15 protein-coding genes are annotated in these 13,868 nt (G+C 68.2%); 5 read left to right on the plus strand and 10 right to left on the minus strand.

Features of this window, described 5'->3' with window-relative positions; translation table 11 throughout:
- The first annotated feature begins 37 nt into the window (after positions 1 to 37).
- Entirely contained in the window at positions 38 to 895 is an 858-nt protein-coding gene (locus AC1DNC_RS11005; protein ID WP_476862573.1) for a hypothetical protein, read from the plus strand.
- A 60-nt stretch (positions 896 to 955) separates the two neighbouring features.
- On the opposite strand, the gene AC1DNC_RS11010 is transcribed toward AC1DNC_RS11005, so the two are convergent.
- Positions 956 to 1,651, minus strand: a complete 696-nt coding sequence (locus AC1DNC_RS11010) for a redox-sensing transcriptional repressor Rex (RefSeq protein WP_476862574.1) — start codon at positions 1,649 to 1,651, stop codon at positions 956 to 958.
- 103 nt (positions 1,652 to 1,754) lie between these two features.
- Positions 1,755 to 2,027, minus strand: coding sequence for a glutaredoxin family protein (locus AC1DNC_RS11015; protein ID WP_476862575.1), 273 nt, complete (start codon positions 2,025 to 2,027; stop codon positions 1,755 to 1,757).
- A gap of 119 nt (positions 2,028 to 2,146) precedes the next feature.
- Here AC1DNC_RS11015 and AC1DNC_RS11020 point away from each other — a divergent pair, with 119 nt between their 5' ends.
- Complete coding sequence (locus AC1DNC_RS11020; protein WP_476862576.1) at positions 2,147 to 2,965, plus strand: HAD family hydrolase; 819 nt, start codon at positions 2,147 to 2,149, stop codon at positions 2,963 to 2,965.
- Positions 2,966 to 3,147: 182 nt separating this feature from the next.
- Here the strand turns inward: AC1DNC_RS11020 and AC1DNC_RS11025 are convergent, their stop codons facing one another.
- The 4 genes from AC1DNC_RS11025 to AC1DNC_RS11040 form a co-directional block, all read right to left on the minus strand.
- Positions 3,148 to 3,246 (minus strand): 30S ribosomal protein bS22, encoded by a 99-nt coding sequence (locus tag AC1DNC_RS11025; protein ID WP_003792170.1) that lies wholly within the window; start codon positions 3,244 to 3,246, stop codon positions 3,148 to 3,150.
- A gap of 194 nt (positions 3,247 to 3,440) precedes the next feature.
- Positions 3,441 to 3,653, minus strand: coding sequence for a helix-turn-helix domain-containing protein (locus AC1DNC_RS11030; RefSeq protein WP_138768374.1), 213 nt, complete (start codon positions 3,651 to 3,653; stop codon positions 3,441 to 3,443).
- A gap of 193 nt (positions 3,654 to 3,846) precedes the next feature.
- Complete coding sequence (locus AC1DNC_RS11035; protein WP_476862577.1) at positions 3,847 to 4,959, minus strand: 3-deoxy-7-phosphoheptulonate synthase; 1,113 nt, start codon at positions 4,957 to 4,959, stop codon at positions 3,847 to 3,849.
- Positions 4,960 to 5,202: 243 nt separating this feature from the next.
- Entirely contained in the window at positions 5,203 to 5,922 is a 720-nt protein-coding gene (locus AC1DNC_RS11040; protein ID WP_476862578.1) for a FadR/GntR family transcriptional regulator, read from the minus strand.
- A 102-nt stretch (positions 5,923 to 6,024) separates the two neighbouring features.
- Here AC1DNC_RS11040 and AC1DNC_RS11045 point away from each other — a divergent pair, with 102 nt between their 5' ends.
- Positions 6,025 to 7,383: an alpha-hydroxy acid oxidase gene (locus tag AC1DNC_RS11045; RefSeq protein ID WP_476862579.1), complete on the plus strand. Its 1,359-nt coding sequence runs from the start codon at positions 6,025 to 6,027 to the stop codon at positions 7,381 to 7,383.
- Between the two features lie 127 nt (positions 7,384 to 7,510).
- Here the strand turns inward: AC1DNC_RS11045 and AC1DNC_RS11050 are convergent, their stop codons facing one another.
- Positions 7,511 to 8,041, minus strand: coding sequence for an ArsR/SmtB family transcription factor (locus AC1DNC_RS11050; RefSeq protein ID WP_476862580.1), 531 nt, complete (start codon positions 8,039 to 8,041; stop codon positions 7,511 to 7,513).
- Positions 8,042 to 8,141: 100 nt separating this feature from the next.
- Positions 8,142 to 9,365, minus strand: a complete 1,224-nt coding sequence (locus tag AC1DNC_RS11055; protein WP_476862581.1) for an acetoin utilization protein AcuC — start codon at positions 9,363 to 9,365, stop codon at positions 8,142 to 8,144.
- A gap of 103 nt (positions 9,366 to 9,468) precedes the next feature.
- Here AC1DNC_RS11055 and AC1DNC_RS11060 point away from each other — a divergent pair, with 103 nt between their 5' ends.
- Together AC1DNC_RS11060 and AC1DNC_RS11065 are read left to right on the plus strand one after the other, a co-directional pair.
- Positions 9,469 to 10,902: a TrkH family potassium uptake protein gene (locus tag AC1DNC_RS11060; RefSeq protein WP_476862582.1), complete on the plus strand. Its 1,434-nt coding sequence runs from the start codon at positions 9,469 to 9,471 to the stop codon at positions 10,900 to 10,902.
- Positions 10,903 to 10,942: 40 nt separating this feature from the next.
- A complete protein-coding gene (locus tag AC1DNC_RS11065; protein WP_175321539.1) occupies positions 10,943 to 11,581 on the plus strand; it encodes a potassium channel family protein in 639 nt (212 codons plus the stop codon).
- A 74-nt stretch (positions 11,582 to 11,655) separates the two neighbouring features.
- Here AC1DNC_RS11065 and AC1DNC_RS11070 read toward each other — a convergent pair whose 3' ends face one another.
- Both AC1DNC_RS11070 and AC1DNC_RS11075 read right to left on the minus strand, forming a co-directional pair.
- Positions 11,656 to 13,152, minus strand: a complete 1,497-nt coding sequence (locus tag AC1DNC_RS11070) for an FAD-dependent oxidoreductase (protein ID WP_476862583.1) — start codon at positions 13,150 to 13,152, stop codon at positions 11,656 to 11,658.
- Between the two features lie 84 nt (positions 13,153 to 13,236).
- The gene (locus AC1DNC_RS11075; protein WP_476862584.1) at positions 13,237 to 13,821 is read right to left on the minus strand and encodes an HhH-GPD-type base excision DNA repair protein; all 585 of its coding nucleotides are present in this window, start codon (positions 13,819 to 13,821) and stop codon (positions 13,237 to 13,239) included.
- Positions 13,822 to 13,868 lie beyond the last annotated feature (47 nt).

Here is a 13,868-nt window from a genome sequence, read left to right on the forward strand (position 1 = left end):
CGGCAGCCCATCCCGTCATCGAATGCAAAGGACCGCCATGAGTAACCCGCCAGTCGAGCCTTCCAACCCGGACGGACCCGAGTCGGGCAAGCAGGCTCCGCAGTACGGCCAGCAGCCGCCCGCCTATGGGCAGAACGCGCCCCAGTACGGCCAGCAGCCGCCCGCCTACGGGCAGAACGCCCCGCAATATGGCCAGCAGTACGGCCAGCAGGCGCCTGGATACGGCCAGAACGCTCCGCAGTACGGCCAGCAGTACGGCCAGCAGCCGCCGGCGTACGGGCAGAACGCGCCCCAGTACGGCCAGCAGCCGCCGGCTTACGGGCAGGCGCAGGGCCAATACGGCCAGAGCCCCTATGGCCAGTCCCCCTACGCACAGTATCCCTCGGAGCTCCCCGCGGGCGGGGCCGGGACCCGGCCGGCTCAGCTGGACCTCGCCTTTTGGCTCATCATCGGTGCGGGCATCCTGTCCTTCATCAGCAGCCTGGTCATCGCCTTCACCGCCCCGGACTACCTTGAGACCTCCATGCAGCAGGCCGCGGCGCAGCAGGGCAAGAGGCTCACGGCGGACGATCTCAACGCCGTGCGCGCCATCGTCCCCATCAGCGGCATCATTGGCGGGCTCATTTCCTTGGGCCTCTATGCCCTGGTTGCATTCCCGGTCCGCAAGGGCAAGAACTGGGCCCGCATCCTGGGAACGGTCTTTGCCGCCTTCTCGCTGCTGGGCCTGTTCGGCGGCGCGTTCGCCCTGGGTGTCCTCTCCGGCGTGCTGCAGATCATCGTGATCCTGATGGGCGTGGCCGGCATCGTGATCCTGTACCTGCCGACGGTGTCGCCCTACTTCAGCAAGCAGCAGCCGTTCGCCAACCCGTACGCGCAGAACCCTTACGGCCGCTAAGCCGGGGCCGTAAGCCAGCACCTCAGGAAGGGGCGTGGGAGCCGGAGGGACCAACTGAACTCAGTCGGCGTCTTCCGGGTCCTGCGCCCTTTGTGCGTGGTAGGCAAGGATTTGCAGTTCCGTGGCCATGTCCACCTTGCGGAGATTGACTCCCGGGGGCACCTGCAGCATGACCGGGGCAAAGCTCAGGATGCTGCGCACGCCCGCGGCCACCACCCGGTCGCACACGCTCTGCGCCACAGCGGCGGGCAGCGCCAGGACCACCATGTTGGTCCGGGTGCGTTCCAGCACGGCTTCCAGGTCCGCGGCGTCGCTCACCCGCAGCCAGCCCACCTCGCTACCCACCACCATCTGGTCGGCGTCGAGAATCGCAACGATGTCAAAGCCCCTGGATTCGAAGCCGCCGTACCGGGCCAGGGCCTTGCCGAGGTTGCCGGCGCCGACGATCGCGACTTTCCAGTCGTGGGTCAGGCCCAGGGCCGCGGCAATGTGCCGGTTCAGGTACTGCACCTCATAGCCCACGCCCCGGGTTCCATAGGAGCCCACATAGGAGAGGTCCTTGCGGAGGGTGGAGGAGCTGACGCCCGAGGCCTCAGCCAGCGATTCGGAGGAAACGCGGTCCACGCCTTCAGCCAGCAGGGTTGTCAAGGCGCGCAGATAGAGCGTCAGCCGCGCCACGGCCGCGGGCGGGATCTGCTTGGCGGCAGGTCCGGCTCCCCCGGGCAGGGCGTCGGGTGAAGAATCCAGCGAAGTCACTATCTGCTCCATTGCGTCGCGTTGTGACTCCACTCTAGAGCCCCCGCAGTTCAGGCCACAAAGCAGCAGCCCGCGGGTCCCCGGTTGCCTGGCCGGGGCGCGCTCAGGCCGACTGGCCGAGGGCGCGGCGCAGGGTCCGGGCCAGCCGGACCTCGTCGATCCGCCAGAAATCCCGCTGGACTCCGTCCACCAGCAGCACCGGGATCTCCTCGGCATAACGCTCGCGAAGCTCAGCGTCGTCGTCGATCGACCGCTCGGACCAGCCGAGCCCCAGCGCGGAGGTGACCCGGCCGACAGCGTCACGCGCGTCGGCGCACAGGTGGCAGTCAGCTTTGGTGATGAGTACGACGTCGGGGCGGGGCGCGGTTTCAGCCATGCCTCCACGGTAGCCCGGCGCCAGGTACGACGTCGACGCGAGGCGCGTCCGGTTCGCGCGGCCGGTGCGGCGGAGCCGTTCTGCGCGTAGGATCCCGCGGCATTGACTAGACTCGTGGCATGCCCGAGGAGAAGATCGTCGCTGTGGCCACGCGGCCCGTTGCGTCACCGCAGCACGGCGAAGCCGCCTTCTTCGACGTTGACAACACCCTCATGAGGGGCGCCAGCCTCTTCCATGTGGCCCGCAAAATGCATCAGCGCGGGGCGTTCACCATTCCCCAGGCGGCGGGCTTCGCCTGGAAGCAACTGATGTTCGTGTTCCGCGGCGAAAACATCGAAGACGTCCACGCCGTCCGCGACACCGCACTGAGCCTCGCCTCGGGGTTCACCGTGCAGGACATCGAAGCCCTCGGCGAGGAAGTCTACGACGAGATGATCGAGTCGCGGATCTGGCCCGGCACCAAGGCCCTGGCCGAACAGCACCTGCGGGTGGGGCGCCGCGTCTGGCTCGTCACCGCCACGCCGATCGAGGTTGCCGCCGTAATTTCCACCCGCCTGGGCCTCACCGGCGCCCTCGGCACGGTGGGCGAGATCCGCGACGGCTCCTACACCGGGAAGCTGGTGGGCGACATCCTGCACGGACCGGCAAAGGCCGTCGCAGTCCGCGCGATTGCCGAAGCGGAGGGCCTGGATCTCAACCGCTGCTGGGCCTACAGCGACTCGCACAACGACATTCCGCTGCTCAGCATGGTCGGCCACCCGGTAGCCATCAACCCCGATGCACGGCTGCGCCGCCACGCCCGCGAACACAACTGGCCGGTCTACGACTTCCGGTCCGGCCGCCGCGCGGCCACCCTGGGCCTGAAGGCCGCCACCATCGGCGGAGCCATCTACGGTCTTTGGCGCGGCTTCTCCCGCTTCCGCGGCCCCACCGTCTAGCCACCCTCCCCCGGGACCGCCCGGCCCGCCGCTGCGCCTTCGGACGGCCGCGCCTTCGGACGTGCGCACCCCGGATCCGCGGCGCGCTTGTCCGCCACCGCCGCGTCTTCCCGTATCCGAGGCCCAAAAGAAAATGCCCGCCGCCGGAAAGGCAACGGGCATTGACGCTGTTCGAAGTATCTCTACTTCTTATTGCGACGCTGGTGGCGCGTCTTGCGAAGCAGCTTGCGGTGCTTCTTCTTGGCCATACGCTTGCGACGCTTCTTAATAACTGAACCCACGAAAGTTCCTTACCGGCTAGATGCAGTACCTGCCTGTTGGGGACGGTCCGCGGGCTAGGCAAGCAGACTAAACAACTGACAGGTTCTTACAATGACGTAAAACGTTCCTTAACAGGGTACCGCCTATCCGGGGCACACCACGACCGCAGGCCCCGCGGAGGGGTCTGTCGCGGCCCGGTATGACAGTGGAAGACTCAGGCCGTCTCGGTGTGTCCGTCGACGACAGCACCCTTGAGGTACTGTTCGACGGCGTTTTCCGGAACCCGGTAGGAGCGGCCAAAGCGCACCGCCGGCATTTCGCCGGAGTGCACCAGGCGATACACGGTCATTTTGGATACCCGCATGACGTCCGCGACCTCGGCCACGGTGAGAAAGCGCGCGTTGGAGAAGTTGGCCTCCGAAGACATTTCCCTATTCCTTTTGCTCAAGCGAACGGCTGCCCCGTCTGAACGACATGGCGGTGTGCCGATGCTGAGCCATCAAACAACCATGTGCTAGATACTCTAGGGGTTCATGGTGCCAATGTGAAAGGTTTCCGCAGGATTCTGCGAAGGATTTCCGCAGGATTTTTCCGCCCGGGCCGCTCTCCGGCACCCGCACTCAGCCCCGGACGCGCCGGGTGCGTGCCGAGGCCGCCAGCTGGTCCAGCAACGACGCGGTGACGTCCCAGTCCATGCAGGCGTCGGTGACGCTCTGGCCGTAGAGCAGCTGGTCGGCTCCGGCAGCGTGTTCGGCAACGTCAAGGGACTGCGCCCCGCCCACGAGGAAGCTCTCCAGCATGATGCCGGCGATGGCCGAGGCGGAGGCTCCGCCGTCTTCGAGCTGGGCGCCGATCTCCAGTGCCACCTCGGCCTGCCGGTGGTGGTTCTTGCCGCTGTTGGCGTGGCTGGCATCCACGATCAGCCGCGGGTTCAGGTGCTTGGCGGCAAGCCTGGCGGAGGCAGCCTCGACGTCGACTGCGGAGAAGTTGGGGCCGTCGCTGCCGCCGCGCAGGATGACGTGGGTGTCGGGGTTGCCGGCGGTGCTGACCAGGGCCGCCCGGCCGTCGTCGTCGATTCCCAGGAAGGCCTGGGCGGCCCCGGCGGCGCTGCAGGCGTCGAGCGCCACCTGCAGTCCGCCGTCGGTCCCGTTCTTGAAGCCGATCGGCATGGACAGCCCGGAAGCCAGCTGCCGGTGGATCTGGCTCTCGGTGGTGCGCGCCCCGATGGCACCCCAGGCGACGAGGTCGGCCACGTATTGCGGGCTGATGGGCTCGAGGAATTCCGTGGCGGTGGGCAGTCCCAGTGCGGTGACCTGCTGCAGGAACCGGCGCGCGGCGCGCAGGCCCGCTGCAATGTCGTGGCTGCCGTCCAGCCGCGGATCGTTGATCAGGCCCTTCCAGCCGACCGTGGTGCGCGGCTTCTCGAAGTAGGTGCGCATGACGATCAGCAGGTCTTCGCGGTGCTTCTCGGCCTGGCTGACCAGCCGGCGGGCGTATTCCAGCCCGGCCTTGGGGTCGTGGATGGAGCACGGGCCGACGATCACCAGGAGCCGGTCGTCGACGCCGTCCATGATCGCGCGGACCTCGTCCCGGCCGCGGCCGACGACGTCGGATCCCCGGGCATCCAGCGGGAGTTCCGCGATGATTTCCTGCGGGGTGGGCAGCGCGGTGAATTGGCTGACGCGCAGGTTGGATGTGGCCTGGTGGCTGTCAGGGGCTGCTTCGATGCTCATGTTCGGGTCCTGTTCCGGGTGCGGAGCGGGCCCTGATCAGAACCCGCCGGAGAAATGGCGAAGGGCAGAGAATCATCTCTGCCCTGTTGGCTCTGAAGGTGTGTTGGATGCGTGTCAGTTAGACGCGGGCCCCTCCAGTGCCAACGAAAAATACGCATACCAACGGTTAGTCATGCCATTGACCATAGCCCGCTCCGGCGCCGGAGCACAAAGCGGCGGCGTAATATTCCGACGGCCGGCCCGTCAGCCCTGCGGTGCGGCCGCCCCGTGCCCCGCAGGCGCTTCGCTAAGCCCGGCCTCCGCGTAGTAGCCCTCTATGTGCTCCGCCACGAGCCTGGCCGCCCCGGCGCCGTCGTGCTGGTTGATGGCGGCCAGGACGCCCCGGTGCTCCTGCCGCAGCCGCGCGGCGGTGGCGTTCCAGTCTGGCAGGTTCCCGGTGAGCCGCCCGGCGTAGTCCTGGATGGCCTCGCGCAGGGAGCCCATCATGGCACTGACCACGGCATTGCCCGCGGCGTCGGCCAATGCCAGGTGGAACCGGACGTCGAGTGCCAGGAACTCTTCGGTGGCCGTGCAGCCCTCCATTTCCGCCAGGAGGGCGGCCGCCTCAGCTAGCGCCGCCGATCCGGGCTGCGCGCGGGCCGCGGCCCAGGACTCGAGCAGCACCCGGGTCTGCACTATGTCCGCCACAGGAAAATGCGACGTGGCGACGTGGAGCCGCAGCGCCGCGCCGAGCGCCGACGTCGGGTCCGAAATCACCACCGTGCCGGCGTCGGGACCGGAGCCCACCCCGGCTCGGACAACGCCCATGGCCTCCAGGATCCGGATCGCCTCGCGCACCGAGGTGCGGGAGACGCCCAACTGCTCGGCAAGGGTGCGCTCCGCCGGAAGCCGGCCGCCCACCACGAGCCGTCCGGTGGAGAGCTGTTCTTCGATCCACTGCAGGACGAGGCGGTGCGTGCGCATGAACCAATCGTAGTTGATGTGGTTGGACCACATACCCTAGAGTGTGGTTGGACCACAGTCTTGGCACGAGACCCGTCGGAATCAGACGCCCCGGAGGCAGCAATGACGCAACCCCTGAAGTTCAGCAACCCCGGCAACCCGGAGGCCCCCACGACGCCGGAGGACACCGCCACCACCCATGCCAGTCCGGTGCCGGCTGCCGATGGCGTTCCGGCGTCCGGTGGTGGGCTGCCGGCCGCGCTCAGGCGCCGGGTGCCCAAGTACGCGGACCTCGCCCCGCTGATGCAATTCAAGAAGCCGGAGTTGGGCCGCGAGGCCAGGCTGCGGCGGGCGAGCACCATCTGGGACCTCCGTGACATGGCCAAGCGGCGCACGCCCAAGGCACCCTTCGATTACACGGACGGGGCTGCCGAAGCGGAAATCACCCTGCGCCGGGCACGCCAGGCCTTCCTCGACGTCGAGTTCCGCCCCGGCATCCTGCGCGACGTCTCCAGCGTGGACCTCAGCACGCAGATCCTCGACAAACCCTCCCGGCTGCCCTTCGGCATCGCGCCCACAGGCTTCACCCGGATGATGCAATCCGAAGGCGAGTATGCCGGCTCCCGGGCCGCCGCGGCCGCCGGCATCCCGTACACGCTCTCCACGATGGGCACCGCGTCGATTGAGGACGTGGCCGCGGCCGCCCCGGGCGGACGCAACTGGTTCCAGCTCTACCTCTGGACCGACCGGGACCGCTCGCTGGAACTCATCGAGCGCGCGGCCAAGGCAGGCAACGACACGCTCATGGTGACGGTGGATACCGCCGTCGCCGGCGCCCGCCTGCGCGATGTCCGCAACGGCATGACCATCCCGCCGGCGCTGACGCTCAAGACCGTGCTGGACGCCTCCTACCGGCCCGCGTGGTGGTTCAACTTCCTCACCCACGAGCCGCTGACCTTTGCCTCCCTGTCGCGCTACACCGGCACCGTGGCGGACCTCATCAACTCCATGTTCGATCCCACGCTGACCTTCGAGGACCTCGATTGGCTGCGCGAAACGTGGAAGGGCAAGCTCGTGGTCAAGGGGATCCAGACCGTCGAGGACGCGCGCAAGGTCGTGGACCACGGGGCGGACGGCATCGTGCTCTCCAACCACGGCGGCCGCCAGTTGGACCGTGCCCCCATCCCGTTCCACCTGCTCCCCGAGGTCTCCGCGGCGCTCAAGGCGGATAACAGCGGCGCTGCCGTCATCCTGGACACGGGCATCATGAGCGGCGCGGACATCATCGCCGCGCTGGCGCTGGGTGCGGACTTCACCCTGATCGGCCGCGCCTACCTCTACGGCCTGATGGCCGGCGGCCGGGCCGGCGTGGATAGGGCCATCCAGATCCTGGAGGCGGATATGCGCCGCACCATGGCGCTCCTGGGCGTCAGCCGGATCTCGGAGCTCACCCCGGACCACGTCCGGCTGCTGGCCCGCTAACCCTCCGGCGCGCGAGAGGACAGCTTACGGCGGTGTTTGTGCCTGCCGAACATTGCCGCGAACTGTCACCTCGGTGCGGCATTGCATCCCACCCGGAAGTCGCGAGCGCGCCGGAACGGCGAGGCAGCTACTTCTTGCGGCCGAACTTCGGCAGGTTGGCGAGCAGGTCCGCGGCCCGGGTGGCGGCGCGGCCCACCGTCCGGCCGATCTGCTGCGGCCGCCTGTCATCCCCGGCGGTGCCGACGGGAAGGGCGACGGCGGGGCTCAGCGTGCTGCCCGCCGGCAGGTCCGCCAACGCGGGAGCGGCCGGCTCGGATCCGGCCGCTGCCGCGGCGGCGAGGCTTTCCGGAACAGCCGGGGCCTGGGCGGCGGCCTGCGGCGCCGGTTCGGCAACGCGGCCGACGTCGAACGTCTCCAGCCAGCTGGCGACGCCGGCAAGCGGCTTGGGGTTGAGGGCGTAATAACGCTTCTGGCCCTGGGCACGCATGCTGACGAGGTCGGCCTCGCGCAGGACTTTGAGGTGCTTGGAAATGGTGGGCTGGCTCGCCTCGAGTTCCTCGACCAGCTCCCCCACCGCTTTGTCCCCCTCGCGGAGGGACACCAGAATGTCGCGCCGGGTTGCCTCAGCAATGACGGCAAATACGTCGTCTGTCACCATGCTCTCCACCCTAGCGACATATACGCCAGATGGCATCCACTAAATTACGGGCGTCCGGATGGGCGCTGCCTGGGCCGGGCCGGCGGTTCGAAAACGACCCTCAGTCGAACCACGGATCCAGGCCGTAGAGCGGGAAAACTTCCTTGCGGGTGGCCATTACGGTGCGGTCCACCTCGTCGTTGGGGTCGAAGCCGACCTCCCAGGACCGCCACCAGAGATCGACGTCGTCGCCCATCACCGTGGGCGGTTCGACGCCGTACTTGGATCCGTATTTCTCGCGCACGTACCGCCGCCAGTCCTCGGGAACCGGCGTCCGCAGCGGCACCGGCCGCCCCGCGGCAATCGCGACCAGATGGCTCCAGGAACGCGGCACCACGGTGATGACGTTATAGCCCCCGCCACCGGTGGATATCCACCGGTTGTCGCAGTACCGGGCCGCGAGGTTGCCGATCGCGGTGGCGGCCTCACGCTGCCCGTCCACGCTGATGTTCAGGTGTGTCAACGGGTCCAGGCGGTGCGAGTCACAGCCATGCTGGCTGACGATGACTTCAGGTTCAAAGGCTCCCACGAGCTGCGGCACGATTGCGTGGAAGGCCCGCAGCCAGCCGGCATCCCCGGTCCCGGTCGGCAACGCAACGTTCACGGCACTGCCCTGTGCATTGGGGCCGCCAATCTCGTTGGCGAAGCCCGTTCCCGGGAACAGCGTCAGCCCGGTCTCGTGCAGCGAGATCGTCAGCACCCTCGGGTCGTCCCAGAAGATGCTCTGCGTTCCGTCACCGTGGTGGGCATCGACGTCGACGTAGGCCACCCTCTGCACGCCGCCGTCGAGCAGCCGCTGAATGGCCAGGGCGGCGTCGTTGTAGATGCAGAAGCCGCTGGCCCGCTCGCGGGAGGCGTGGTGCATGCCGCCGCCGAAGTTGACGGCCCGGACCGCGCTGCCGTCCAGGATGGCGGCCGCCGCGAGCAGGGAACCCCCGGCCAGCCGCGCGCTGGCCTCATGCATGCCGGCGAAAGCCGGGTCGTCTTCGGTGCCGAGGCCGCGTTCCAGGTCCGGGGTGTCCGGGTCGGCGCTGACCCGGCGGACGGCGGCGACATAGTCCGCGCTGTGCACGGCACCCAGTTCCTCATCGGTGGCCACCGAGGGGGCCGCCACACTCACGTGGTCCAGGTCCAGCAGGCCCAGGCTGCGGGCCAGCCGCGCGGTGAGCTCCATCCGTTCCGGCGCCATCGGGTGGCTGTGGCCAAAGTTGTAGGCCGTCATGGCGGAGTCCCACACCACCGTCGTCGGCAGGGCGGTCTGGGCGAGTCCGGGCAGGAAGGTCATCAATCACAGGCTACCGGAGCGCACCGCGCCGATCCCCAGTCGTTGCGCGGAATATAGTGGTTTACTACTGAAGGACGCCGTTTCAACCGAGGACAAGCCGCACATGACGCAAAGCCAGTCGAGGTCACCGAGCCCGACCAGCTGGCACCCCGGCCAGCCGGAACGCGAGGGCCTGTGGATCTTCACCCGGCTGCGGGACTTCGTCGACGACATCGCCAATACCTCCCCGGCCCGCCTGGCCGTCTCCGCCTTCGCCATCGTCGTCCTGATCTTCACCACCCTGCTTTCCCTGCCGGCGTCCTCCGCCACGGGGCAGGCAACGCCGCTGCACCAGGCCCTCTTCACTGCCGTGTCGGCCGTGTGCGTGACCGGGCTGACCGTCGTCTCCACGGCGGTGCACTGGTCCTTCTTCGGCCAACTCGTGATCCTGGTCGGCATCTTTGTCGGCGGTCTCGGCACCCTGACGCTGGCCTCGCTGCTGGCCCTGATGGTCAGCAAGAAGCTCGGCGTCCGCGGCAAGCTGATCGCCCAGGAGGCCATGAACAACGCCGGCCGCCTCGGCGAGGTTGGCACCCTGCTGCGGATCGTCATCGTTACCTCCGTGGTGATTGAGGCTATCCTGGCAGCGGCGCTCATTCCCCGGTTCCTGGCCCTTGGCGAAAGCCTCGGCCAGTCGGTCTGGCACGGCGTGTTCTATGCCATTTCCGCTTTCAACAATGCCGGCTTCACTCCTCATTCGGACGGCATCGTGCCTTACGAGACGGACCTGTGGATCCTCATTCCGCTGATGATCGGCGTCTTCCTCGGCAGCCTCGGCTTTCCCGTGGTCATGGTGCTGCAGCAAAACGGGCTGAACTGGAAGAAATGGAACCTGCACACCAAGCTGACCATCCAGGTCTCCCTGATCCTGCTGGCCGCCGGCACCGTGCTTTGGGGCCTGATGGAGTGGGAGAACATGCGCACCATCGGCGGGATGAGCTTGGGCGACAAGATCACCCACTCGCTCTTCGCCTCGGTGATGACCCGTTCCGGCGGCTTCAACCTCGTAGACCAGAACCAGATGGACTCCACCACCATGCTGCTGACGGACGCGCTGATGTTCGCCGGCGGCGGCTCGGCGTCGACCGCCGGCGGTATCAAGGTGACCACCATCGCGGTGATGTTCCTGGCCATCATCGCCGAAGCCCGCGGCGACGCGGACGTGAAGATCTACGGCCGCACCATCCCGGAAGGCACCATGCGGGTGGCTATCTCGGTCATCGTCGCCGGCGCCACCCTGGTGGCCGTCTCCGCCCTGCTGCTGCTGCAAATCAGCGGCGCGTCCCTGGACCGGGTGCTGTTTGAAACTATTTCCGCATTCGCCACCGTGGGCCTGAGTACCAACCTCAGCGCCGAACTGCCCCCGGCGGGCGTCTACGTCCTGACAGCCCTCATGTTTGCCGGCCGCGTCGGCACCGTGACCCTCGCCGCTGGGCTGGCCCTGCGCCAGCGCAGCCAGCTGTACCACTACCCGGAAGAGAGACCGATCATTGGCTAGTTCCTCAGGCGCCGTCAACCGCCCCGCCCACAACGCGCCCGTGCTGGTGATCGGGCTGGGCCGCTTCGGCGCGTCCACCGCCGAGCAGCTCGTGAAGCAGGGCCGCGAGGTGCTGGCGATCGAACGTGACCGGAACCTCGTGCAGAAATGGGCCAGCGTGCTGACCCACGTGGTGGAGGCAGACGCCACCAACATCGATGCGCTCCGCCAGCTCGGCGCGCAGGAGTTCAGCTCCGCCGTCGTGGGCGTGGGCACGTCCATCGAGTCCTCGGTGCTGATCACGGTCAACCTCGTGGACCTCGGCATCGAGCACCTCTGGGTCAAGGCGATCACGCCCTCGCACGGCAAGATCCTGACCCGGATCGGCGCCAACCACGTGATCTACCCGGAAGCCGACGCCGGTGTCCGCGCCGCGCACCTGGTCTCCGGCAGGATGCTCGACTTCATCGAGTTCGACGACGACTTCGCGATCGTGAAGATGTACCCGCCGCGCGAGACCGTGGGCTTCACCCTGGACGAGTCGAAGGTGCGCTCCAAATACGGTGTCACGATCGTGGGCGTGAAATCACCGGGTGAGGACTTCACCTACGCCCGGCCCGAGACCAAGGTTTCCGCGCGGGACATGCTCATTGTTTCCGGCCACGTGGACCTGCTGGAACGCTTCGCCGCCCGGCCGTAGCGCCTGCGGTTGGTAGCTAACGCCGCCGCCTGCCTGGCTCAGCCACCCGGGCCGGCCGCCGCCGCCTGCCTGGCTCAGAGGGCATCCGGCGGCGGGCCCGCTGCGAGGTTCCTGGTGGCGGGCCCCTGGAGCACTGTGCCGTCAGTGCTGAACCGGGAGCCATGGCAGGGGCAGTCCCACGTCACGTCGGCCTGGTTGAACTCCACGGTGCAGCCGAGGTGCGTGCAGACGGCCGAGACCGCACGGACTTCCCCCGCGGGACTGACGTACACGGCGGTCTTGGCACCGTGGACGTCCACCACCTTGCCTTCTCCCGGCGCCACGTCCGCCGGAACACCCCCGGATCGCGGCGTCTCCTCCGCCAGCGGCCGGGACGGGGCCGCAATTCCCCCCTGGCTCCGGGTGCTGTCGAACACGGCTGCCCACGCGTTAGGGGTGCCGCCCAGGGTGTCCCGGAGGATCAAGGCAGCGGCAGTGCCGTTGCTGAGTCCCCATTTTCGCAGCCCCGTGATGACGTGGACGTGCCGGAACTCCGGGGCCAGGCGGCCGACGTAGGGCAGCCCGTCGGCGGGCATCGCGTCCTGGGTGGACCAGCGGAAGGCGATCTCCCCGGCTCCCAGGCGGTCGCGGGCAAAGGTCCCCAGCCTCCGGTAGCGTTCGGCGGAATCGACGGTTTCGGAGGCCCGGTGTCCTTCGCCGCCGGCCAGCACGTAACTGGTGCCGTCGACGTCGGCGGTGAGGATGGAGCGCATTGGCTCATCAACGCTGACGAAGCTGGCATCCAGCGGGGCGACGGTGCTGCGGGCTGCGACGACATACGAGCGGTGGGCGTAGCAGCGTTCGGCGTAGCGTGCGCCGTCACCGAACGGCAGGTTGGTCGCGACGATGATGTCTTTCGCCCGGACCCTTCCCCGGTCCGTCCCCACCACGGCGGGAGCGCCGTCGCGGTAACCGGTGGCGGCCGTCTCCTCAAAGACAAAGCTGCCGTTTCCGTCCACGGCACGGGCCAGGCCCTGCACGTACCGGAACGCGTGGATCTGGGCCTGCCCGTCGAAACGGACGGCGCCCCGGACCGCGAACGGAAGCGGGACATCGGTGGTGAAGGATGCGGGCAGGCCCAGCCGCGCCGCCAGTGCCGCTTCCTCCCGGACCCGGGCCAGCGCCTCGACCGATTCGGCGTAGGTGTAATTGGCCACCCGCCGGAAGCCGCAGTCGATTCCCTCCGCCGCCACAACGGCCGCGATGTGTTCAATGGCCGCCTCGTTCGCCTGCCCGTACGTGGCGGCGGCGCTGTCCCCGTGGCGGGCCGCAAGGTCGGTGTAGGCAAGCCGGTGCAGCGAGGTGACCTTGCCCGTCGTGTTCCCGGTGACGCCGGTACCTACCCGCGCCGCCTCCAGGACGGCCACCGTCTGGCCGGCCCGTTTCAGGGCCAGCGCGGCAGTCAGTCCTGCGATGCCGCCGCCGATCACGGCAACGTCCACGTCCAGGGGCGCGTCGAGGGGCGCGTAGGTGGCAGTCCCGCCGGTGGCAGACCAGAGGGAGAGGAGTCGTCCTGCCGGCTGTTCATCCACGTCCCCGACCTCCACGCGCTAGGTACCTCCGCCGTTCCCTCCGACGTCGGGCGTCCCGGCGTCGGAGGCTGAGCTACCGCAGGATCAGGGCCCTGCGGTCTTCGCCGTCTTAGCCGCGGCCTTGGCAGCCTGCTTGCTGGCCCGAACCTTGCTCAGCGACTCCGGATCCACAATGTCAGCGACCGACAGGTAGGAGTTTTCCTGGCCGTAGTGGCCGGCAGCCTCGCGCCAGCCATCGGCCTGGAGCCCGCACTGCTTACCCAGTAGCGCCAGGAAGATCTTCGCCTTTTGCTCGCCATAGCCGGGTAAAGCCTTAAGCCGCCGCAGCACTTCCTGACCGTCTGGCTCGCCCCTCGTCCAGATGGCAGTGGCATCGCCGTCCCAGTTCGTCTGTACGGTCTCAGCCAGGGCTTGGACGCGCCCGGCCATGGATCCGGGAAAGCGGTGCACGGCCGGGCGCTCCTTGAACAGCTCGACGAACTGCTGTGGGTCGTAGCCTGCAATCGCGGCGGGATCCATGGACCCAAGGCGGGTCCGGATCTTTTCCGGGCCGGCAAAAGCCGATTCCATGGTCACCTGCTGGTCCAGCAACATGCCGGTGAGCAGGGCAAAGGCGTCGTCGCTGAGGAGTTTGTCCGCCGCAGGGTCTCCGGTGATGTGCAGTTCCATGGGTCCTATCCTGCCACCCGGCCCGCTCCGCGTCATGGGCTGCGCCG

It is taken from the genome of Arthrobacter sp. 01N442 (genome assembly GCF_056399345.1).

What these genes read in the sequence shown, in the direction of transcription:
- AC1DNC_RS11005 (WP_476862573.1), top strand. Translation starts at nt 38, where the DNA reads ATGAGTAACCCGCCAGTCGAGCCTTCCAACCCGGACGGACCCGAGTCG.
- AC1DNC_RS11015 (WP_476862575.1), bottom strand. Translation starts at nt 2,027, where the DNA reads ATGGCTGAAACCGCGCCCCGCCCCGACGTCGTACTCATCACCAAAGCT.
- AC1DNC_RS11020 (WP_476862576.1), top strand. Translation starts at nt 2,147, where the DNA reads ATGCCCGAGGAGAAGATCGTCGCTGTGGCCACGCGGCCCGTTGCGTCA.
- AC1DNC_RS11030 (WP_138768374.1), bottom strand. Translation starts at nt 3,653, where the DNA reads ATGTCTTCGGAGGCCAACTTCTCCAACGCGCGCTTTCTCACCGTGGCC.
- AC1DNC_RS11035 (WP_476862577.1), bottom strand. Translation starts at nt 4,959, where the DNA reads ATGAGCATCGAAGCAGCCCCTGACAGCCACCAGGCCACATCCAACCTG.
- AC1DNC_RS11040 (WP_476862578.1), bottom strand. Translation starts at nt 5,922, where the DNA reads ATGCGCACGCACCGCCTCGTCCTGCAGTGGATCGAAGAACAGCTCTCC.
- AC1DNC_RS11045 (WP_476862579.1), top strand. Translation starts at nt 6,025, where the DNA reads ATGACGCAACCCCTGAAGTTCAGCAACCCCGGCAACCCGGAGGCCCCC.
- AC1DNC_RS11050 (WP_476862580.1), bottom strand. Translation starts at nt 8,041, where the DNA reads ATGGTGACAGACGACGTATTTGCCGTCATTGCTGAGGCAACCCGGCGC.
- AC1DNC_RS11055 (WP_476862581.1), bottom strand. Translation starts at nt 9,365, where the DNA reads ATGACCTTCCTGCCCGGACTCGCCCAGACCGCCCTGCCGACGACGGTG.
- AC1DNC_RS11060 (WP_476862582.1), top strand. Translation starts at nt 9,469, where the DNA reads ATGACGCAAAGCCAGTCGAGGTCACCGAGCCCGACCAGCTGGCACCCC.
- AC1DNC_RS11075 (WP_476862584.1), bottom strand. Translation starts at nt 13,821, where the DNA reads ATGGAACTGCACATCACCGGAGACCCTGCGGCGGACAAACTCCTCAGC.